This window comes from Pseudomonas sp. YQ_5, assembly GCF_043103305.1.
GTDB classification, from domain to species: domain Bacteria; phylum Pseudomonadota; class Gammaproteobacteria; order Pseudomonadales; family Pseudomonadaceae; genus Aquipseudomonas; species Aquipseudomonas putida_Y.
Genome location: NZ_JBICJS010000097.1, coordinates 1 through 21,120, shown reverse-complemented (window position 1 = coordinate 21,120; position 21,120 = coordinate 1). Strand labels below are relative to the sequence as shown.

The 21,120-nt window shown below is 61.4% G+C and carries 17 protein-coding genes; 7 read left to right on the top strand and 10 right to left on the bottom strand.

Annotated elements, in window-relative coordinates:
• Positions 1–37 precede the first annotated feature (37 nt).
• The 10 genes from ACF8EA_RS22940 to ACF8EA_RS22895 all read right to left on the bottom strand — a co-directional run bounded on the left by ACF8EA_RS22940 (position 38) and on the right by ACF8EA_RS22895 (position 10,534).
• Positions 38–1,915, bottom strand: coding sequence for an AAA family ATPase (locus tag ACF8EA_RS22940; RefSeq protein ID WP_392523347.1), 1,878 nt, complete (start codon positions 1,913–1,915; stop codon positions 38–40).
• Positions 1,912–2,406, bottom strand: coding sequence for an ABC-three component system middle component 2 (locus ACF8EA_RS22935; RefSeq protein ID WP_392523345.1), 495 nt, complete (start codon positions 2,404–2,406; stop codon positions 1,912–1,914). Before ACF8EA_RS22935 ends, ACF8EA_RS22940 begins: the two co-directional genes overlap by 4 nt.
• Positions 2,403–3,491 (bottom strand): ABC-three component system protein, encoded by a 1,089-nt coding sequence (locus ACF8EA_RS22930; RefSeq protein WP_392523343.1) that lies wholly within the window; start codon positions 3,489–3,491, stop codon positions 2,403–2,405. The genes ACF8EA_RS22935 and ACF8EA_RS22930 overlap by 4 nt, the downstream gene beginning before the upstream one ends.
• The gene (locus ACF8EA_RS22925) at positions 3,488–4,483 is read right to left on the bottom strand and encodes a restriction endonuclease (RefSeq protein WP_392523342.1); all 996 of its coding nucleotides are present in this window, start codon (positions 4,481–4,483) and stop codon (positions 3,488–3,490) included. The genes ACF8EA_RS22930 and ACF8EA_RS22925 overlap by 4 nt, the downstream gene beginning before the upstream one ends.
• A gap of 57 nt (positions 4,484–4,540) precedes the next feature.
• On the bottom strand, positions 4,541–4,879 hold the full coding sequence (locus ACF8EA_RS22920) for a HigA family addiction module antitoxin (protein ID WP_392523341.1): 339 nt from the start codon (positions 4,877–4,879) through the stop codon (positions 4,541–4,543).
• A 249-nt stretch (positions 4,880–5,128) separates the two neighbouring features.
• Positions 5,129–6,187 (bottom strand): YhcG family protein, encoded by a 1,059-nt coding sequence (locus tag ACF8EA_RS22915; RefSeq protein WP_392523339.1) that lies wholly within the window; start codon positions 6,185–6,187, stop codon positions 5,129–5,131.
• Positions 6,184–7,386 (bottom strand): tyrosine-type recombinase/integrase, encoded by a 1,203-nt coding sequence (locus ACF8EA_RS22910; RefSeq protein WP_392523337.1) that lies wholly within the window; start codon positions 7,384–7,386, stop codon positions 6,184–6,186. Before ACF8EA_RS22910 ends, ACF8EA_RS22915 begins: the two co-directional genes overlap by 4 nt.
• A 215-nt stretch (positions 7,387–7,601) precedes the next feature.
• Entirely contained in the window at positions 7,602–9,509 is a 1,908-nt protein-coding gene (htpG, locus tag ACF8EA_RS22905) for a molecular chaperone HtpG (protein ID WP_392523335.1), read from the bottom strand.
• Positions 9,510–9,578: 69 nt separating this feature from the next.
• On the bottom strand, positions 9,579–10,061 hold the full coding sequence (locus tag ACF8EA_RS22900) for a PaaI family thioesterase (protein ID WP_003251519.1): 483 nt from the start codon (positions 10,059–10,061) through the stop codon (positions 9,579–9,581).
• Positions 10,058–10,534 (bottom strand): PaaI family thioesterase, encoded by a 477-nt coding sequence (locus ACF8EA_RS22895; RefSeq protein ID WP_021785473.1) that lies wholly within the window; start codon positions 10,532–10,534, stop codon positions 10,058–10,060. The genes ACF8EA_RS22900 and ACF8EA_RS22895 overlap by 4 nt, the downstream gene beginning before the upstream one ends.
• 154 nt (positions 10,535–10,688) lie before the next feature.
• On the opposite strand from ACF8EA_RS22895, the gene ACF8EA_RS22890 reads away from it, so the two are divergent.
• The 7 genes from ACF8EA_RS22890 to ACF8EA_RS22860 all read left to right on the top strand — a co-directional run.
• Positions 10,689–11,000, top strand: a complete 312-nt coding sequence (locus ACF8EA_RS22890) for a hypothetical protein (RefSeq protein ID WP_338444742.1) — start codon at positions 10,689–10,691, stop codon at positions 10,998–11,000.
• Positions 11,001–11,204: 204 nt separating this feature from the next.
• Entirely contained in the window at positions 11,205–12,368 is a 1,164-nt protein-coding gene (locus ACF8EA_RS22885; protein ID WP_392523333.1) for an efflux RND transporter periplasmic adaptor subunit, read from the top strand.
• Positions 12,369–14,339 carry a MacB family efflux pump subunit gene (locus tag ACF8EA_RS22880; protein ID WP_392523331.1) on the top strand — a complete coding sequence of 657 codons (1,971 nt, stop codon included), beginning with the start codon at positions 12,369–12,371 and terminating at the stop codon, positions 14,337–14,339.
• Positions 14,336–15,775, top strand: a complete 1,440-nt coding sequence (locus ACF8EA_RS22875) for an efflux transporter outer membrane subunit (RefSeq protein WP_392523329.1) — start codon at positions 14,336–14,338, stop codon at positions 15,773–15,775. The genes ACF8EA_RS22880 and ACF8EA_RS22875 overlap by 4 nt, the downstream gene beginning before the upstream one ends.
• A 76-nt stretch (positions 15,776–15,851) precedes the next feature.
• Positions 15,852–16,871 carry a GNAT family N-acetyltransferase gene (locus ACF8EA_RS22870; protein ID WP_392523328.1) on the top strand — a complete coding sequence of 340 codons (1,020 nt, stop codon included), beginning with the start codon at positions 15,852–15,854 and terminating at the stop codon, positions 16,869–16,871.
• A gap of 22 nt (positions 16,872–16,893) precedes the next feature.
• On the top strand, positions 16,894–18,543 hold the full coding sequence (locus ACF8EA_RS22865; protein WP_028698285.1) for a cyclic peptide export ABC transporter: 1,650 nt from the start codon (positions 16,894–16,896) through the stop codon (positions 18,541–18,543).
• 164 nt (positions 18,544–18,707) lie between these two features.
• Positions 18,708–21,120, top strand: a 2,413-nt coding sequence (locus tag ACF8EA_RS22860) for a condensation domain-containing protein (RefSeq protein WP_392523326.1), incomplete at its 3' end; no start/stop codon positions are given.

The window sequence follows — 21,120 nt, the reverse complement described above, 5'->3', positions numbered from 1 at the left end:
GTGAGAACTGTTGTTGTCTTTGCGCTCCCGCGTGCAATTACTGCACAGCGTCCGTCAGAAAGGGGAACAGGCCGTACCGACCGTGATGCGGATTCTTGCCGAACATGAGTGACTGTTCGCGCCTCCTGATTGCCTCCGGCGGGTCAGTGTTCTCGACCACGATGACTTGTGTGTCGACGGGCAGCGCTTCGAGGTAAGCGTAGAACTGCTCCTGAAGGTCGGTTCCGGTCAAGTCGTCCTCGGTTCCATCTGGTTCTCGATATGCCAGCAACGGAGAGTCGAGAACGACGAATCCAGTGTGTGGTGTCTGCCGCGAGCGACAGAAAGCCAGCAGCCCGAGAGTAAACGCTGCATGTGTGATGGCACGAAGGCCCTTGCCAAAAGCACTGCGTGACTTTCCTGCAATAACGAGGTCGCGCGTCTTGGAATCAAAATACACGTCCCCGGCCTCGGGAAAATGCCAACCGGCCAAAATTCCCTCAACAGTTTTGGCAAAGCTGTGGGTCACGGTGGTGGGGATGTCTACGTTGGCAAGCGCACCGGCCTTGTCGTCCTCGGCACCCTTCTCAAGATCAGCGCGGCGGCGCTCCATGTCTTGCACGGTAGCGTAGAGCCCAAGGGCCTCGCGTACCTCCGCGCGTTTGTCAGCGAAATCGGAATAGGACTTGCGAAGACTCGAAAGTTTCGGTGCGATCAATTCTTCAACCGCCCCGGATATTGATTCCAGCTCCTGAACAACGACAGGTATCCTACGGTCGAAACTGGCACCCTCACGCTCAAGACTCTGAACTGTGGCTGCGAGTTCGGCGCGCAAAACTCCGATCTTGGCGATTTCCTTCTGTGCCGCTTGGACAACAGCATCAATGTCCCCATTGCACTCAGCATCGGCGCGATGGGATTCCGGCGCGGCACCGCAGAGAGGGCACTGCCCTGAACCCAGCACATTGAATAGCGTTCCACCTTCTTCGATAGCGCGTAACCGTTCGATGTCGGATGCGTAGTGCCTGTCGAGAAGGCTGAACCGCTCAAGCATCGACCCGACCTCGGCGCGTCGCTCGCGGCCTTCCTCAAGTTTTTTGCGCAGTTCACGCCGTTTCCCCGCGGCCTCTTGGAACTCAGCTTCAGTAGTATTTACTTGGGCTGTCTGCTGGCGCAGCGATGCATCAATCTTCTCTAGCTGCTCCTCCAATTCCTTTGGACTTTTGGTCAGCTCCTTGAGTCGCTCACGGTAATCGCCAAGAAGCTGATCAAGGAGTTGCAACTGCGCCTCACGCGACAGCTCTTCCGGCTCGCCCTTTGTGCTGGCAACCAACGCAGAGTCATCCGCTCCGGTCAGAAGTAACTTGAATGTCGCAAGATTCGGCGTGTTGGCGGTTGGATTTCCATCAAAAAGTGGGGAGCTTTGTTGCGTGATTTCCGTCTCATCAACAATCATCAGGCGTGCGATGTTGCGAAAGCTCAGGCTATTGGTTTCGTTCCGAGAATTCCTGCGGACCCGCTTGCCACCAAGGCCGCACAGGCCTAGCAAGAAAGAAGATAGGTTGGTGTCGTTCCTCTCGTTATGCTTGTCATCAAGTTGCTTGTACGGAACATCGGCCTCAGGTGGCGTCTCATGCAAGTCGTCATAAAGTCGGAAGCCGCCGCCGTCCATGCTGCGCCAGAGCGTGAAAGCCCTTTCATCAAATGTCTCAATCCCCAGAAGAACGAGGTCATAACCGACACGCTCCGGGATATCGCGCAAAGGCAGCTTGCCTCCGAGCATGAAGTCGATGGCTTCAACGATGAACGATTTTCCAGTGTTTGACGCACCGTAGAGAACGTTCAATCCCGGGCCGAAGGTGACGCTTGATGGTTGTTTCTGAGGACCGAAGAAGCCTAAAAAACGCAAACGGAATCCGGGAGTTTCTATCGTCATGCCTCACCCCCCAGGCTCCGTTCCACTTGCTGAAACTCCTCTACCCATTTATCGAAGAAGCGGCGCATAACACCTTTAAATTGCTCGTCCGTAAGATCGCCAAGGGCATCGACAAGCCAGGCAGCTCGATCCTTCAGCGCCAGCAGATAGCTGGACGAAACTGATGTCAGGAAAGTTGCAGCGCTTTCGCCCGCGCCATACTTGATGCCATCAGCCGTCACTTCGCGCTGCACTAGATCACGGGTCATCATCAAAAGCAGGGATTTCTCCACCAGCTTGCGGCGCACGAGCATTTCAGTTGAGTGCATCGGCGTCGGCGGGTGCAAGTTGTCCGGGCCATCAATGTCACCTGTATGGACAAGAAGGTAATCAAGGGCAACAAGCCGCTGAAGATCATACGTTTGCGGATATGCGGCGCCGAGAATCGAGACTGCACGGATGCCGGCTTCTAGCGGGCCATTGAAGGTGATCGGCTTGCGCTGCTGGTTCATGGTCGTGTCCACCGAATGCGCTCCTCGTTCACGAGTTGGTGGCAGATTCCATCTCGATCCTTGGGTTTCGTGCAAGTGATAAGGGCATTCGCTGTTATCTGCATGTCGCGGGCCGCTTTGGTGACGGCGCAGACCTTCTCATAGCCGTCGGCATGGGTCGCATCGTGAGTGTCGATAACGCCATCGTGAATATCGTCCAACAAAGACTCGAAGGTACCGGGCGGCACGCTGTCGCGCGCAAAAACGCGCAGCGACTCTGCCTCATAGAACGCTTCGCGCTGCCGGCGGAAGTGATCCTTGAGCTTTGGCACAGACAGAGCCGATGGGTCGGTCAGGGTCGTTCCCGTGTGTTCGCCGTATGCGCCGAGCAACTGTGTCACATAGCGACTCTCCGCGACAGAGACCTCTTGGGGCGGCTTTTCGGAAGACGGTCGCGTTGGCAGACCACCACCAAAGCGAGCAACGTGAACTGGCGTGGTGCGGTGATCACCAACAAGTTGAAGCGCGGTCTTGGCGTCAAAGATAGAGAAGTCGAAGGCGTCCACATAGGCTCGGAGCTTCGCGTCGAGAAGCACCTCCTGCGTGCTTGTGATCGCGTCTTTCACGTGTTTGTCCCAATTCGCAATCAGTTCATCGCGCAGCTTTTCGGCATTCGAGAAGAGGCGACTGAGCGATGTGCCAGAGCCACGTGGTGAAACAAAGTAGTAGCGGCGAGGAATTGTGTATTCACTGTTGTGCGAGTGCCAGATGACCTTGCCAAACTCAGCCCAGACATCACTGGGCCTAATGGCATGGTCGTAGTGCTTGCACTGGTAGTTGTCCCACACACCCTGGAGGCGTTTATCGTCAACGAACCCGGCAACGTCGATACCCATGTCGCCGGCACCCGAAAAACGCTGGACATGCTTGTAGTTCGCCGTGAGGCAGTAGTAGGCCCATTCCTCAACGAATCCTTCCCATTCGTCCGCCGAATAAGTCAACAGCCGTTGCTGCGGCGGGATGACGGGGCCATTCGCGACTTGCGCGGCCGTGACAGCAGTTGCGGGGCTCGATGGCTTGTTGATGTCCTTCCAGTTCGCTGTCATGTCACACTTTGCCCCTGGCCATCATAAGGACTGAAATACGGGTTCTTGTGTATCTGCGCCGCCTGAACCTTCTTCGTGAAGAACTCTGCAAGATCATCCTGTTTCTCAAGCAAACTCACGATCTCCTGAAGCGTCGAGAGAACCAAGACCTTGTGTTGCAGGAACTCACGCACGGTATGGATGGCCGGTTCTGTGTAGTCGCTGGCGGAAATGAAGATGCCTCGGACCTCGGCGCGCGACATGAGGCGAACGAGATGCTCCGAAATCTCTGGCTTGCCCACGGGATTTCGATACCACTTCATTTCAACGAAGTACAGCACGCCGCCAAGCTCGATCACTCCGTCGATCTGTTCAACAATCCCCTCCCCAGCATTGCCCACCAAGTGGAAGGCTTTGTGGATGAGAACGCCATAGGCCTGAAAGAGATTGTTAAGCGCGGTCTCCAGCATCTTGCCGCGCTCCTGTGCTGTCGTCGAAGCGCCAAAGAGTGCATACAAGCCCTGCTTGGCAGTCTCGATTCTGGAATCGCGCTGCCGCTTTTCGGTGGCAATCCGTTGTGTTTCGGCGAGGCGTGCTTGCCGCTCTTCTTCGCGGGCGTTGTTCATGCGTGTGAAGGCGTCCTTTTGGTTGACGACTTCGCGGATGCTCGCGACAAGCCCCTTAGCCTTTAGCTGGTCGCTGGGCCAGCACGAGTCGAAGCTTGCAAATTCCACAACACGACGCAGTACCTCACGCCGCTCGCGGAGAGCGGATTCACCCTTCGCATTGAGACGTTCAAGCACTGTACGAACCATTTCGTATTTATTGACATCCTTCGGCACCACCTTCAAGCGAGTGGCAATATCGGATGTCACGTTTTCAGGCACGCCTGCGCCTCGGAAAAACACAAGAACATCCGGCTTCGAGCGATTGAGCAGCGGCACGACATCCACCAGAAGATTGAATAGCTCCGGCGGATAGTGGAATGTGATGTCTGCCGATCCATCGGTCATGTCATATGCCCTCCAGGGCATGCCCATCAACATGAGGGAAGGCTTTGTTCTTTCCTGTCATGAGTCCTTCCCTACGCAGTTTTTCACCCGCTTGATGGTCTTATCACCTGGAACTGACGGCCCAGTAGGGAGCAATTTGATAGATTGCCCCGACTCAGCCTCTGCATGCTCTAGGTCGCAGTGCGCTTGCAAGTTCATCCAGAACTGCGGGGATTCCCCGAACCAGTGAGCAAGCCGTAGCGCCGAGTCGCCAGTGACCCCGCGCTTACCATTAATGATCTGAGTGATCCTATTGGCGGGGACACGGAGCTGACGCGCCAGCTCCGTCGGCGACACGCCAATGACTTCAAGCCGTTCGGCGAGAATCTCGCCCGGATGATGCGCTGCGGTGGTCATATTGCGCCCCAGAATGATGAACCCCCGCACCCCCAATGCACTGGTCGGTATCGAACCAATCAATTGACGATGTACGTCAATCGTACATTACTTCTGCTTACGTAGTGGGCATTGGAGAAACGGGCAGCACGCGCGAACCCGAGGAGCCGGAAGGCGTGGAGGATTGGAACCGAATCGCCGTGATCGGCAGAAGCAGCGGGCAGTACTGGGGGTGCGACGGCGGCGCGCCGGGAAGCTCAAATATTGCGGTCAGTCCTTCTTGCGCTGCTCGATCTGCAATTGCGCCCGCTGGGTCGCTTGATGCAGCCGATCCACCAGTACCGCACGCGGCGGCAAGGTAGTCAGGTATTCGGCAACGTGGATGCCGGATTTGTCCAGTTCCAGCAGTTCGATCTGTTCGGACTTCTTGCCAGTGCAGAGGATGATCCCCAGCGGCGAGGCTTCCTCGGGCTCCCGTTCGTGCTTGTCGAGCCAGCGCAAATACAGCTCCATCTGCCCTTTGTAGGCCGCCTTGAACTCGCCCACCTTTAACTCCACCGCCACCAACCGGCGTAGCCTGCGGTTGTAGAACAGTAGATCGAGGTAGAAATCCTCGCTGTCGATCTGGATGCGCTTCTGCCTCGCGACGAAGGTGAAGCCTGCGCCCAGTTCCAGCAGGAAGGATTCCATTTCCCGGATGATCGCCGCCTCCAAGTCACCTTCCTGCCAGGTATCCCGTAACCCCAGGAAGTCGAGGATGTACGGGTCGCGCATGACCAGGGCCGGCGACATGCGCTGCGCATCGCGCAGGGTTGCCAACTCCTGCGCTATCGTCTCGCCCGGCTTCTTGGACAGCGCCGTGCGCTCGTACAGCATCGAGTCGATGCGATTACGCAGCGTCCGCACGCTCCAGCGCTCGGCACCAGCCATTTGCGCGTAGTAATCGCGCTGCATCGGCTCCTTGAGTGCCAGCAGCAGGACGAAGTGGGACCAGCTCAATTGTCGCGACAGCGTCGCGACAATTAGTTCATCCGGGAACGTAGTAGCGAACTTGACCATCCGACGCAGGTTTTTCTCTCCAAACCCGCGCCCGTAGTCGCGGGCAAGCTGCTCGGCCAGGGTCGGCAGGATTTCTTCGCCGTACCCGGCCCGCTGCCCGGCCAGCACCTCCGTATGGATGCGCTGGCCGATACGCCAGAACAGCAGGGTCAGCTCCGCATTGACCGTTGAGGCAACGCGCTGGCGCGACGCTTCGATCAGTGCCCGAATGTCGCCCAGCAGCGTCGGTGGCGCTGCGGGCGAAGGAGTGGATACCTTGCGCCTGTTCATGCCGTCGCCTCCGCAGGGTGCCGCTTGGCGCCGATGATCGTCTTGCGCCGATTCGCCACCAACTCGGCCGCCCTGCGTACGGGATCGTCCTCGGTATGGACGTAGCGCATGAACATTACGACGGTCTTGTGTGCCGTCAGAGCCATGCCGACCTTGACCGGGATGCCCGAATTGGCAATGTCCGTGGCCGAGCGATGGCGGATGCCATGCGTACCCACATGCGTCGCACCGGCCGCCTTGAGCGCACGGCTCCAGCCGCCGTAATACTCGCCCGTGGTCAAGTGTTGCCCAGGATGGCGAGGGGACGGCAGCACATAGGGATTGTCCTTCTGCCGTGGGGCGGTCGAAAGCAGCCGATAGGCTTCCTCGCTTATGGGCTTGGACATGCCGCCGGTCTTGCTGTCGGGCCACACCACACGACGGTTCTCCAGATCGACCCATTGCCATTCGAGCGTGACTATCTCGGAGCGGCGGCCGGCAAACTCGAACTGGAGCCGGATTGCCAGCGGGACGACGTAGTTCTCCAGCGCTTCGGCCTCGATCTTGTCGAGCTGCCGGAACAATTTGCCCATGTCCTCGTCGCTGATGAGGTGGGTGGACTTACCTGCAGGAAACATCGGGACATGGCGGCACGGATTAGTGCCGTCAGGTCGATAGCCCCACACTTCGGCCATGTTGAACATCTTGCGCAAGACACTGAAGACCTTGTTCGCCTCGGTCTGCTTGTAAGAGAGCTTTTCCATCAAGTTCGCAATGTCGGGCCGCTTCACGTCTTGAACCTTCTTGCGGCCCAGCAGCGGGACGATGTTGCGGTCAATGACGCCTTGGTAGCCGACCTGGGTGCTGGGCTTGTTGCGCTTCTTGGAGTAGTTCTCCATGAACTTCTCGCACAATTCTTCGATGGTAGGTGCCTTGCGTGCCTCGGCTTTGGCGGCGGCCGGGTCGCCACCCCGGCGTACCTGGGCAAGCCATTCCTGGGCGAGCGAACGCGCTTGTTCAACGGTCAATTCGCCGTACTGACCCAAAGCGGGCTTGCGGCGCTCCCCGGCGTTCGTCCGGTACTGGAGCATGAACACCTTGCGGCCCGACGGGGTAATCTTGCACAAGAAGCCGGGCACCAGAGTGTCCCGGAGTTCGACAGCCTGCGCCTGGGGTTGTGCCGCATCAACAGCGGACTTGGTGAGCTTGATCTTTGCCATGATGACTCCTCGGAAAGACCCGGTTTCCAGGAGCCTTGTAGGGGCCAGCAGCAGGAAAGTCGGGTCAAGTTTCGGAAAGCACCGGCATATGTTGAACTCGCCTAAGTTATTGATAAACCTGCTGTATCGGGCTGCGGCGTAGTCCAGCGAATTTCGGTGCTGGAGTCATCGTGAAATAAAAAAGCCCGCCGAAGCGGGCTTTGCTGTGCATCAACTCAAGCAGACAGCTCGACCAGTAGCTTGTTCAGGCGACGAACGTACGCTGCCGGGTCCTTCAGGCTGTCACCGGCCGCCAGGGCTGCCTGATCGAACAGGATATGCGACAGCTCGGCGAAGCGGTCTTCGCTCTGCTCGTTGTCCAGCTTCTCGATCAGCGGGTGGCTCGGGTTGAATTCGAAGATCGGCTTCGACTCCGGCACTTTCTGCCCGCTGGCCTCGAGGATCTGGCGCATCTGCAGGCCCAGGTCCTGCTCGCCAATGGCGAGGATTGCCGGCGAGTCGGTCAGGCGGTGCGAGACACGCACTTCGGCGACGCTGTCACCCAGCGCACCTTTAAGGCGCTCGACCAGGCCTTCCTTGTCTTTTGCCACTTCTTCCTGGGCTTTCTTGTCTTCTTCCGAATCCAGCTTGCCCAGGTCCAGGTCGCCACGGGCAACGTCTACGAAGGCCTTGCCGTCGAATTCGTTGAGGTAGCTCATCAGCCACTCGTCAATGCGGTCAGTCAGCAGCAGCACTTCGATGCCTTTCTTGCGGAAGACTTCCAGGTGCGGGCTGTTCTTGACCTGCGCGTACGACTCGCCGGTGAGGTAATAGATCTTATCCTGACCTTCCTTGGCACGGGCCAGGTAGTCGGCCAGGGCGACGCTCTGCTCGCCGCTGTCGTCCTGGGTGGACGCAAAGCGCAGCAGGCCGGCGATTTTCTCCTTGTTGGCGAAGTCTTCGGCCGGGCCCTCTTTCAGCACCTGACCGAAGTTTTTCCAGAAGCCCTTGTACTGCTCGGGTTCGTTCTTCGCCAGCTTCTCCAGCATGTCCAGCACGCGCTTGGTCAGCGCGGTCTTCATCGAATCGATGATCGGATCTTTCTGCAGGATTTCACGCGACACGTTCAGCGACAGGTCGTTGGAATCGACCACACCCTTGATGAAGCGCAGGTACAACGGCAGGAACGACTCGGCCTGGTCCATGATGAACACACGCTGCACGTATAGCTTCAGGCCGCGCGGTGCTTCGCGCTGGTACAGGTCGAACGGCGCACGGGCCGGCACGTACAGCAGCGAGTTGTATTCGAGCTTGCCTTCGACCTTGTTGTGGCTCCAGGCCAGCGGGTTTTCGAAGTCATGGCCAATGTGCTTGTAGAACTCCTGGTACTCCTCGTCCTTCACCTCGGTGCGCGAACGGGTCCACAGGGCGCTGGCGCGGTTGACGGTTTCCCACTCTTCGGCCGGCTGTTCTTCACCTTCGGCGGCGGCGGCCTGCTCTTTCGGCAGTTGAATCGGCAGGGCGATGTGGTCGGAGTACTTCTTGACCACGTTGCGCAGGCGCCAGCCATCGGCGAACTCCTGCTCGTCCTTCTTCAGGTGCAGGACGATACGGGTACCGCGCTGTGGTTTGTCGATGGTGGCGACTTCGAATTCGCCCTCGCCTTTCGACGACCAGTGCACACCTTCGGCCGCTGGCTGACCAGCACGGCGGCTGTACACGTCAACCTTGTCGGCAACGATGAACGCAGAGTAGAAGCCCACGCCGAACTGACCGATCAGGTGCGAGTCTTTCTTCTGGTCACCGGTGAGGTTCTTCATGAAGTCGGCAGTGCCGGACTTGGCGATGGTGCCCAGGTGGGCAATGACGTCTTCGCGGCTCATGCCGATGCCGTTGTCCTCGAGGGTCACGGTGCCGGCGTCCTTGTCGAAGCTCAGGCGAATCTTCAGGTCAGTATCGCCCTCGAACAGCTCTGGCTTGGCCAGGGCTTCGAAACGCAGCTTGTCGGCGGCGTCGGAAGCGTTGGAAATCAGCTCCCGCAGGAAGATTTCCTTGTTCGAGTACAGCGAGTGAATCATGAGGTGCAGCAGTTGCTTCACCTCGGTCTGGAAGCCCAACGTTTCCTTTTGTGTTTCCACAGTCATGGTCTTCGAAACTCCGATCTGATGGCGGTGGCGCCTGGCGGCCGGTTCGGCCAGCGTTAACGGCGGATGTCATGCAGATGGGGGCTGCCCGGATGATTTCAAGGGCTTTTCCGGTTCGATCTTGAAATGCGCACGGGCCGTGGCAATCGGCGACTGTCTGTCGCCCTGCCAGGCGGTGATGGCCACGTTGGTCACCCGCCGGCCCTGGCGCCACAACTGGCACTGGGCGTAGGTATCGCGAAAATGCCCGGCGCGCAGGTAGTCGATGGAAAAGTCGATGATCTTCGGAATGCTTGCGCTCTCGCTGTAGATCAGCAGGTACAACGCTGCCGACAGTTCCATGAAGCCGGCGATCACGCCGCCATGGATGGCCGGTAGCAGCGGGTTGCCGATATTGTCCGGGCTGGCCGGCAAGCGGAACAACACGTCATCGCCCTGACGCTCGCATTCGATGCCGATCAGCCCGGCATAGGGAATCAGCGCCAGCAATGGTCGATAGTCGCCTACCGCATGGGCGGCGTTGAGCTGCTGACGCACCGCGTGCGGAATCATGCGTCGCCCTCCTTCAGGCTGTCGCCGAAACGGATGCCGCCCTTGATGTCCTGGCCCAGGCGCATGAACGTGCCGACCACTTGGCAAATGGGCTGGTCGGGGTCGTCCTGGTAGGCGGTGCCACGGGTGAAGATCACGTCGCGGGTTACACGGTAGCACTGGGCGTGGCCGTAAATGTCCTTGCCCGCCTCAGCCGGGTGCATGTAGTCGATGCGCAGGTCCAACGTCGGGCACACTTCGAAGCGCGGCAGCACACACAACGTGGCCATCCCACAAGTGGTGTCCATCAGCGTGGTCAGTGCACCGCCGTGCACGGCACCGGTTTGCGGGTTGCCGACAATGGCCGGCGACCATGGCAGGACCAAGGTCATGCCGTCGCCATCGGCCTGCGCCACGCGCATCTGCAACAACTGACAATGTTTTAACGCCGAGAGAAAGCGCTCGGCCATTGCCATCAAGGTTGAATCGCTCATTGGCTGTTTCCACCGGCCGCAGGGCAGCGGCATGAATTCGTTTAAAAGTCTATATAGAACCGGACGTTATATATCTGTATTCTTTGTTGAACTTATTCCGCGTAGTGGCACTCGAAGGAACAAGTCACTTATTCCACCAAGGAGAAACATCCCCATGCGTAAACCTTTTGCTTTTGCTCTGATGCTGGCCGCTGCCATGGGCCTGGCTGCTTGCGATAAAGCGAGCGAAGACAAAGCCCAAGACGCACAGCAACACGCCGAGCAAGCCCAGGAAAAAATGGGTGAAGCTCAGGATAAGATGAACGAAGCAGCCAAGGAAAACGCTGAAGCTGCCAAAGATCAGGCCGAAGCCGAGCAAAAGGCTGCCGAAGAAGCCGCTCCGGCTACTCCGGCACCAGAAGCAGCTCCGACTACTCCGGCGCCAGATGCTGCTCCAGCTACTCCGGCAGAACCTGCCAAGCAGTAACTCGAGCGAACAGAAAAACCCGACAACTGTCGGGTTTTTTTGTGTTTGCAAGTTGCAGCTTAATCGTTTAACCCGATAGTTCACTCGCCTTCGGCAACTATCAGCCCCGTCCCGTGCCGCGCAGTAAATTTTGCGGGCTGCTTCTCGTTCAAAGTACAACCCCGCGACGTGTCTCGGAGGAATTTACTTTGGCCGGAACCCTGCATGAAACGTCCCCTCTTGGCCCGTCGGGCCGTGATCACCTTATTTGGTCTGGCAACACTGCTGGCCGTGAGTGCCTGGCAGATCATGCCGCCCAGCCACAACGGCCTGAATACCGTCACTGTCAGCCGGGGTGATATCGAGAGCAGCGTTACCGCCATCGGCACCTTGCAGCCACGCCGCTATGTAGACGTCGGCGCCCAGGCATCCGGGCAAATCCGTGCCATCAAGGTCGAGGTCGGCGACACGGTGCAAGAAGGCCAGTTGCTGGTCGAGATCGACCCGTCCACGCAACAGGCCAAGCTGGACGCGGGGCGCTACTCGATCGAGAACCTGCAGGCACAGCTGCAAGAACAACGTGCCCAGCATGAGCTGGCCCGGCAGAAGGCCCGGCGCCAGCAGAGCCTGGCGGCGGGCGGTGCCACGCGCGAAGAGGATGTGCAAACGGCGCGCGCCGAACTCAAGGCCACCCAGGCGCGCATCGACATGATCCAGGCGCAGATTCGCCAGGCCCAGGCCAGCCTGCGCAGCGACCAGGCCGAACTGGGTTACACACGCATCTATGCCCCCATGAGTGGCACCGTGGTCGCACTGGATGCCCGCGAGGGGCAGACGCTAAACGCCCAGCAGCAGACCCCGCTGATCCTGCGCATCGCCAAATTGTCACCGATGACGGTCTGGGCTGAAGTGTCGGAAGCGGACATTGGTCATGTCAAACCCGGCATGCACGCCTATTTCACCACGCTCAGCGGTGGCACCCGGCGCTGGAACAGCACTGTACGGCAGATCCTGCCGGTGCCGCCCAAGCCGCTGGAGCACGCCAACCAGGGCAGCGGCAGCCCGGCCAGCAAAAGCAATGGCCGCGTGGTGTTGTATACGGTCTTGCTGGACGTCGATAACGCCGACGGCGCCCTGATGGCGGAAATGACCACCCAGGTATTCTTCGTCGCTGACCGTGCGCACAATGTGCTGACCGCCCCGATTTCTGCGCTGAACCCAGGCAAGCAACCCGATCGCAGGCTGGCACAGGTACTGACGAAACACGGCGCCATCGAGAATCGCGAAGTGCGCACCGGCATCAGCGACCGGCTGCGCGTGCAGATTCTCGAAGGGCTGGAAGAAGGTGACCACCTGCTGATCAGCCCCTTGCTCAGTGCGGGAGGGTAAATGCCAGTCCCACTGATCGAGCTGCGCGATATCCGCAAATGCTATGGCGGCGTCGATACACCGCGAATCGAGGTGTTGCGCGGCATCAACCTGAGCATTCACGCCGGTGAATTCGTCGCCATTGTCGGTACCTCTGGCTCAGGCAAGTCTACGCTGATGAACATCCTCGGCTGCCTGGACCGCCCCTCCAGTGGCGACTACCTGTTCGCGGGTGAACAGGTGGCCAGCCTGGACAGTGACGCACTCGCCTGGCTGCGGCGTGAAGCCTTCGGTTTCGTGTTCCAGGGCTATCACCTGATTGCCTCCGGCACCGCCCAGGAGAATGTCGAAATGCCGGCAATCTATGCCGGTATGCCCGCCGCCGAGCGCCACGCGCGCGCCCATGCCCTGCTCACCCGCCTGGGCCTGGCCGAACGCACCGGTAATCGCCCGCACCAGTTGTCCGGCGGTCAGCAGCAACGCGTATCTATAGCCCGCGCGCTGATGAACGGTGGCCACATCATTCTGGCAGACGAACCCACTGGCGCCCTCGACAGCCGCAGCGGTACCGAAGTCATGGCCCTGCTCGACGAACTGGCCAGCCAGGGCCATGTGGTGATCCTCATCACCCACGACCGGGAAGTCGCCGCACGAGCCAAGCGCATCATCGAAATCCGCGATGGCCAGATCATCAGCGACCAGGCCCAGCCTGAGCCACTGCCCGCTTCGCCGCCCAAGAGCGAGGTGCTGCAGGCCGTCGACCTGCGACAGCGCCTGAACGAAGGCAGCGAGCACAACGGCGCCTGGAAAGGTGAACTGCTGGACGCCGTCAAGGCGGCATGGAGGGTGATGTGGATCAACCGCTTCCGCACCGCACTGACGTTGCTGGGCATCATCATCGGCGTGGCGTCGGTGGTGGTCATGCTGGCCGTGGGTGAAGGCAGCAAGCGCCAGGTCATGGCGCAAATGGGCGCTTTCGGCTCCAACATCATCTACCTCAATGGCAAGCCACCCGCCCCCAGGGCGCCGGAAGGCATCATCACCCTGGACGACACCCGCGCCATCGCCACCCTGCCCCAGGTGCGCATGATCATGCCCGTCAATGGCGGCAAAGCCGGTGTGCGCTATGGCAACCAGGACCTGAAGCTCTATGTAGGAGGCTCCAACACCTACTTCCCGCAGATATTCAACTGGCCAGTGGCGCAGGGTAGTTTCTTCACCGAGGCCGACGAAGCCGCCGGCGCGGCAGTGGCGGTGATTGGCGAAAAGACCCGGGAAAAACTGTTTGCCGACCGCAACCCGGTGGGCCAGTACATACTCATCGAGAACGCACCGTTCCAGGTCATCGGGGTACTGGCCGGCAAGGGCGCCAGTTCTGGCGACCAGGATGCCGACGCCCGGGTGATGGTGCCCTACACCACGGCCAGCGTGCGCCTGTTCGGCAACCAGGCCCCGGAATATGTGGTGATCGCCGCTGCAGATGCGCGCCAGGTGAAACAGACCGAGCAGGTCATCGACCAGTTGCTGCTGAAACTGCACAGCGGCGTAACCGACTTCGAACTGACCAACAATGCGGCCATGATCCAGGCCGAAGCCAGGACGCAGAACGCGCTGTCGCTGATGCTGGGCGCCATTGCCGCCATTTCGCTGCTGGTGGGCGGCATCGGGGTGATGAACATCATGCTGATGACCGTACGCGAGCGCACCCGGGAAATTGGTATCCGCATGGCCACCGGCGCGCGCCAGCGCGACATCTTGCGCCAGTTCCTCACCGAAGCCGTGATGCTGACCATGGTCGGCGGCGTCAGCGGCATCGCCCTGGCATTGCTGATCGGCGGTGCCCTGAGCCTGGCCCAGGTCGCCGTCGCCTTCTCGCTGCCCGCCGCCATTGGCGCCTTCGCCTGCGCCGTGGTCACCGGTATCGCATTCGGCTTCATGCCCGCCCGCAAGGCGGCCCGGCTCGATCCGGTGGCCGCCCTTACCAGCGTATGAGTACCCCAACGTTGATCAAACCCTTGCCCCTGCTCGGCGCCTGCCTGCTGCTGAGCGCCTGCGCCACCCCTGCAACGCCGCCACAACACGGCGTGCATGCCCCGGCCCGCTGGCAGGCGGCCACGCCCGAGGCCCCACCACGCCACTTGACCGGCTGGTGGCAGTCGTTCGGCAGCCCGGCACTGAACCAACTGGTGGAGCAAGCCCGCACCGACAGTTTCGAAGTCGGCGCGGCCATGGCCCGGGTTCGCCAGGCACAGGCCGATGCAGTCATTGCCGGCGCCCCCTTGCTGCCCGAGGTCACCGGGGCCGCCAATGCCAACCGCGAGCGCCTGCAGCACGGCAACGGCTACAGCCAACTGAATTCCAGCCCGACCCAGCGCACCACTCATTACCTGGATGTGGCCCTGAAGGCCAGCTATGAGGTGGACTTCTGGGGCGGCAACGCGGCAGCGCGCAAGAGTGCCCTGCACGGCCTGCAAGCCAGTGAGTTCGACCGCGCGACCGTTGAACTGACCTTGCTCGGCAAGGTTGCCGACAGTTACATGCAGGCGCTGGCCTTCCAGCAACAGGGGCATATCGCTGACCTCAACCTGATCAACGCGGAGCATGTCCTGCAACTGGTACAAACCCGCTTCGATGCAGGCTCGGCCACGGCACTGGAACTGGCCCAGCAACAAAGCCTGGTCGCCTCCCAGCAACGGCAACGTCCTCTTTACCAGCAACAAGCCCGGGAGGCCCTGATTACCCTGGCAACCCTGATCGGGCAGCCGGTGCAGAACCTGCAACTGGGCAACACGCGCTTTGAACAGCTCAAGTGGCCCTCGATCAATGCGGGCCTGCCCAGCGAACTGATCAGCCGACGGCCGGACATCGCCAATGCCGAGGCCAAGCTGGCGGCGGCTCAGGCCAATGTGCGCGTAGCCCGTGCGGCGATGCTGCCCAAACTCAACCTGACGCTGATCGTCGGCAGCGGCAACGATCATTTCCCGGACGTCTTGCGCAACCCTTTCACCAGCCTCGCCGCAGGCCTGATCACGCCGGTGTTCGACAACGGCCGCCTGCGCGCTGAGCGCGACAAGGCGGTGGCAACCCAGGAGGAACTGCTGCAGAACTACCGCGGCGCCATCCTGGCCGGTTTCGGCGATGTGGAAAAGGCCCTCAATACCCTGGACGGTATCGACCGGCAACTGCATTGGCAGGCCATCGAACTGCAACAGGCGCGCAAAGCCTTCGACATCGCCGAAAGCCGCTACCAGGCGGGCGCCGAGGACCTGCTGACCGTCCTGCAAACCCAACGCACCCTGTACCAGGCTCAGGACGAGGATGTGCAACTGCGCCTCAAGCGGGTCATGGGCAGCATCGCCCTGTACAAGGCCCTGGGCGGCGGCTGGCAGGTCGCTGGCGCTGAACCGGGTGCCGCACCTGGCGCTTAAACATCGGCAGGTGCGGTTCGTCTTTATCCATGGACAGCACCCGACAAGTCGCACTCGCCCCCTCACAGGAAGCCCTATGAACGCACCCTCTTTCAACCTGAACCTGGCCGATGGCCGCAAAGCCAGTGCCCAGGATGAAACGCCAGAGAGCGGTAGCCTGCGCCTCGACAGCAGCGCCGCCATCCCCTACCGGGAGGTCGACAACCGCATCGTCTTCGAGCAACTTCCGCCAGCATTTCCGGCCAGCGCGATGCTGGCGGTACTGGCGACCCGTTTCTGCCACCGCAAACAATGCGACGAGATGCATGTGCAGGTCCCTGGCGACCGGGAATTTGCCGTGCGTGCCGTACGTGAAGGCATTTTCGATCACTGGCAGGTCGACGACCAAGGCAGGCTTACCCTGCGCTGCACCCGCCAGACCTTCTGGCAGCAACCCCTGCCATGGCTGCGTGAGCCGGCCAGCGTGCACACGGCACCGCGTTATTGCTTCAGCGGCGAGAAACGCCACCCGCAACGCCCGCCCAAACCGGCGGGCGAAGTCTATCGACGCCATCTGCCGAAGCTGAACGCCACCTTTTCACTGCGCACCATCGACCCGGTGAAGGACCTTGCAGCCTTCAACCGCTGGATGAACCTGGAGCAAGTCGCGTTCTTCTGGGAGCAGACCGGCACTCCGGAAGAACATGCGCAATACATTCGCGAAATGCTCGACGACCCGCGCGTACACCCGCTGATCGGCTGCTTCGATGACGAACCCTTCGCCTACTTCGAGGTGTACTGGTGCAAGGAAGACCGCATCGCCCCCTACTACGACGTCGCCGATTACGACCGTGGCTGGCATGTGGTGATCGGCGAGCCCAAGCACCAGGGCATCGGCAAACTGCGCGGCTGGTTCCGCTCGCTGATGCATTACATGTTCCTCGATGACCCACGCACCCAGCGGATTCTCGGCGAGCCGCGCATCGACCATACGCGCCAGATCGACTTCCTCAAGTCCCAGGGGTTCGGCCACCTGAAGGACATTCAACTGGCCCACAAGAAAGCCGCCCTGCTGCGTCTGGAGCGTGAAGCCTTCTTTGATGACCACGTCCTTTGATCCGCCTGGAGAAGACTTCCCCATGATTCGCAAACCGCTCAGCGCGCCCCGCGAGCTTGCCCAATTGCTCAAGCCGTTCTGGCCCATCGTGCTGGTGTCCATACTGTTGGGTATCCTCGGCGGCTTCAGCGTCACGACGCTGCTGGCCACCATCAACCGCGCCCTCAACAGCGAAGCAGGGCTGACCCATGCCGTGCTGTGGTTGTTTGCCGGCCTCTGCGTGCTGACCTTGCTCAGCAGCATCTTCTCCGACATGGGCACCAATTTCGTTGGCCAGAAGATCATTGCCAAACTGCGCAAGGAGCTGGGCGAAAAAGTGCTTTCGGCGCCCATCGAGCAGATCGAGCGCTATCGCAGCCACCGCCTGATCCCGGTGCTGACCCACGATATCGATACCATCAGCGATTTCTCGTTCGCCTTCGCCCCCCTGACCATTTCGCTGACGGTGACGCTGGGCTGCATGGGCTACCTGGCAACGTTGTCCGGCCCGCTGTTCCTGCTGATGCTGCTGGCATTGGGCGCCGGCATCACCGCCCAGGTCATCGCCCGCACGCGCGGCATCAAGGGGTTCAACACCGCCCGCGAGGCCGAGGACGATCTGCAGAAGCATTACAACGCAATTGCCCAGGGCGCCAAGGAGCTGCGCATACACCGGCCGCGCCGGTATCGCATGTTCACCCGACACATCCAGGGGATCAGCGAGCGGATCAGCGCCATCCAGATCAAGGCAGTCAACACCTACATCCTGGCCAAGACGTTCGGCTCGACGCTGTTCTTCATCGTCATCGGCCTGGCCCTGGCCTTGCAGAGCACCTGGACAAGCGTCGATCAGGCGGCAATGACCGGCTTCGTGCTGGTGCTGCTGTACATGAAAGGCCCACTGGACCATCTGGTCAGCGTACTGCCGCTGGTCAGCAAGGCACAGGTGGCATTCCAGCGCATTGCCGAGCTGTCAGAGCAGTTTTCCTCGCCCGAACCTGACCTGCTGCTCGACGGCAAAGGCGCTCCCCGCCAGGCCATCGACAGCCTGGAGCTGCGCAATGTGCAGTACGCATTTCCGGCAGTCGAGGGCAGCACGCCGTTTCGCCTGGGCCCGGTGAACCTCACGATCAACCAGGGCGACATCGTGTTCATCGTCGGCGAGAACGGTTGTGGCAAGACCACGCTGATCAAGCTGCTGCTTGGCCTGTATGCGCCGCACAGTGGTGACATCCTGCTGGATGGTCAGCCGGTCTCGGTGCTTGACCGGGATGACTACCGACAACTGTTCACCACCATTTTCGCCGACTACTACCTGTTCGACGACGTGGTCCAGGGCGACCAGCAGATTCCCGACGATGCTACCCAATACCTGCAACGCCTGGAGATCGCGCACAAGGTCAGCGTACGCGACGGCGCCTTCACCACCACCGACCTGTCCACCGGGCAACGCAAGCGCCTGGCACTGATCAGCGCCTGGCTGGAGCAGCGCCCGGTGCTGGTGTTCGACGAGTGGGCAGCCGATCAGGACCCAACCTTCCGCCGCATCTTCTACACAGAGCTGCTGCCGGACCTCAAGCGCCTGGGCAAGACCATCATTGTCATCTCCCACGATGACCGCTACTTCGATATTGCCGACCAGCTGGTACACATGGACAGCGGCAAGGTCCGCACCGCAGCCCAGCCGGCCTGACCGGCTGCATCCCTCGCCCCAGCCAGGCCGTCGGCCGCCCTGGCCGGGGCCTGCCCACCCGCCCCGCCCCTGCGCCTGCCGGTAAATTTGCCGTGCGGCGGCTCGTTTACTGGCCATACACCTCTCCAGAGGACAGCGGCCATTCCCCGGCGAGGCCGGCCCCCATGCTGCTGTCCTTCGACTCGACTGCCACAGGGACCGCCATGCACGAATCACTGGATGCCGACTCGCTCGCTGAAGACTTGCTGGACGACGCCTTGCTCGCCCTCCTCCAGGATGAGCCGTCCGAACCCGACCGGATAGCACCACGCGAGCGCGCCGGGCCAGCCCCCCTCTCATTCGCCCAGCAGCGCCTGTGGTACCTGCAGCAGTTCAACCCGCAGAGCGCGGCGTACAACCTGCCACGGGCACTGTCACTGAAGGGTGAACTGCATGGCCAGCACCTGGCCATGGCCTTGCAGGCGGTGGTCGACCGCCATGACATCCTGCGCAGCAGGTTCGCCGAGGTCGAGGGCATACCGCAGCAGTTCGTCGAAGCCGACGCACGCCTCGAAATGCCCTGCGAAGACCTGACCGCCATGCCCGACACGCAACGCCCTCATGCATTGCAGCGGCTCATCGAAGCGGATGCGCTGGCACCGTTCGACCTCGGCAAGGCGCCCCTGATCCGGGCCCGGCTGGTGAAAGTACAAGGTGACGAGCATGTGTTGCTGCTGAACATGCACCACATCGTTTCCGACGCCTGGTCCAATCCGATCCTGCTGCAGGACCTGCTGCGCGCCTATTCGCAGGCAGCCGCCCAGGGAGCCTGCAAGCTGCAACGGCCCGCCATCCAGTATGCCGATTACGCCATCTGGCAACGCCAGGCTTACCTGCAAAGCGATGCGTGCAAAGCCTCTGCCCACTACTGGCATAGCCGGCTGGGTGACGAACTGCAGCCGTTGATGTTGCCGGGTGACGTCGACCCGCGCTGCGCTGGTGTGCCACCTGAGGGCACCAGTGCCCGCTACCATGGCCTGCAGCTGGACGCCGAGGTGTTCCGGGCCCTGCAGCAGCTCAGCCGGCAGCAAGGCGTGCAACCCTTCGTCATCGCCCTGGCCGCCTGGCAGGTGCTGCTGGGCCGCTACAGCGGCCAGCGGCAATTCACCCTCGGCGTGCCGAGCGCCGGGCGCAACCGCAGCGAAACCCAGCAGCTGGTAGGGTTCTTCGTCAGCACCCAGATCTACCGCGCCGAACTCGACCCGCAGCAATCCGTGCAGACCCTGCTGCAAAACCTGCGCGAGCAGTCTATTGCGGCCCTGAGCCACAGCGACTACCCGATGGAGCTGTACCTGGAGACGCTGCAGCACAACGGCCAGGTGCTACCCACCCAGTTGTTCCAGGCCCTGTTCAACTGGCGCGTGGCCGGGACTGCCAGCGGCCCGCTGGCCCTGGGCCCATTGCAGCTGGACTTCCTCGACACCGCCAGCGCCCAGGCCAAATGCCTGGTCGGCATCGACCTTGAATACGCAGCCGATGGCCTTGGCTTCAGCCTGGAATACGACTGCAGCCAGTTCAGCCACGCCACCGTGCAACGCATGGCCCGGCACTGGCAGAACCTGCTGCTGGCCATGGCCCGGGGGCCCGAGCAACGGCTGGGCGAGCTCGACATGCTGGGCACCCTGGAGCAGCAAGCCACCTTCGCCCAGTGGAACCCGGCCCCCGCCGAGCACCCGGCCGACCAGGCCCTGCACAGCCGGATCGAGGCCCAGGTGCAGCGCACCCCCGATGCCATTGCTGTCACCTGCGAGGGCCAGGCCCTGAGCTATGCCCAGCTCAACCAGCGCGCCAACGCCCTGGCCCGGCGCCTGGTCGACGACGGGGTCGGGCCCGACGTGCTGGTCGGCCTGGCTGCCGAGCGCTCGCTGGACATGGTCGTCGGCATCTTCGCCATCCTCAAGGCCGGCGGTGCCTACGTGCCGCTGGACCCGGCCTACCCGGCCGACCGTTTGGCCTACATGATCGAAGACAGCGGCCTGCAGCGCCTGCTGGCCCAGCCCCAGGTGCTGGCCAGCCTGCCGGTGCCGGCAGGCGTGCGCGTGCTCAGCCTGGAAAGCAACGATGACAGCACCCAGGCCGACCCGCTGGCCTGCTCGCCGGTCACGGTCAGCCCGGACAACCTCGCCTACGTGATCTACACCTCCGGTTCCACCGGCAACCCCAAGGGCGTACTGCTGCCGCAGCGCAACGTGCTGCGCCTGTTCACGGCCACCGACGCCGACTTCCGCTTCGCCAGCGACGACGTGTGGAGCCTGTTCCACTCCTATGCCTTCGACTTCTCGGTGTGGGAAATCTTCGGGGCCCTGCTGCATGGCGGGCGCCTGGTGATCGTGCCGCAGCACACCAGCCGCTCGCCCGAGGCCTTCTACCAGTTGCTGGCCGATGAACAGGTCACGGTGCTGAACCAGACCCCGTCGGCGTTCAAGCAACTGATGGCGGTGGCCACCACGGCCGAGCCGCAGCGGCCGCTGGCACTGCGCAGCGTGGTGTTCGGGGGCGAGGCGCTGGACGTCAACAGCCTGGCACCGTGGTTCGAAC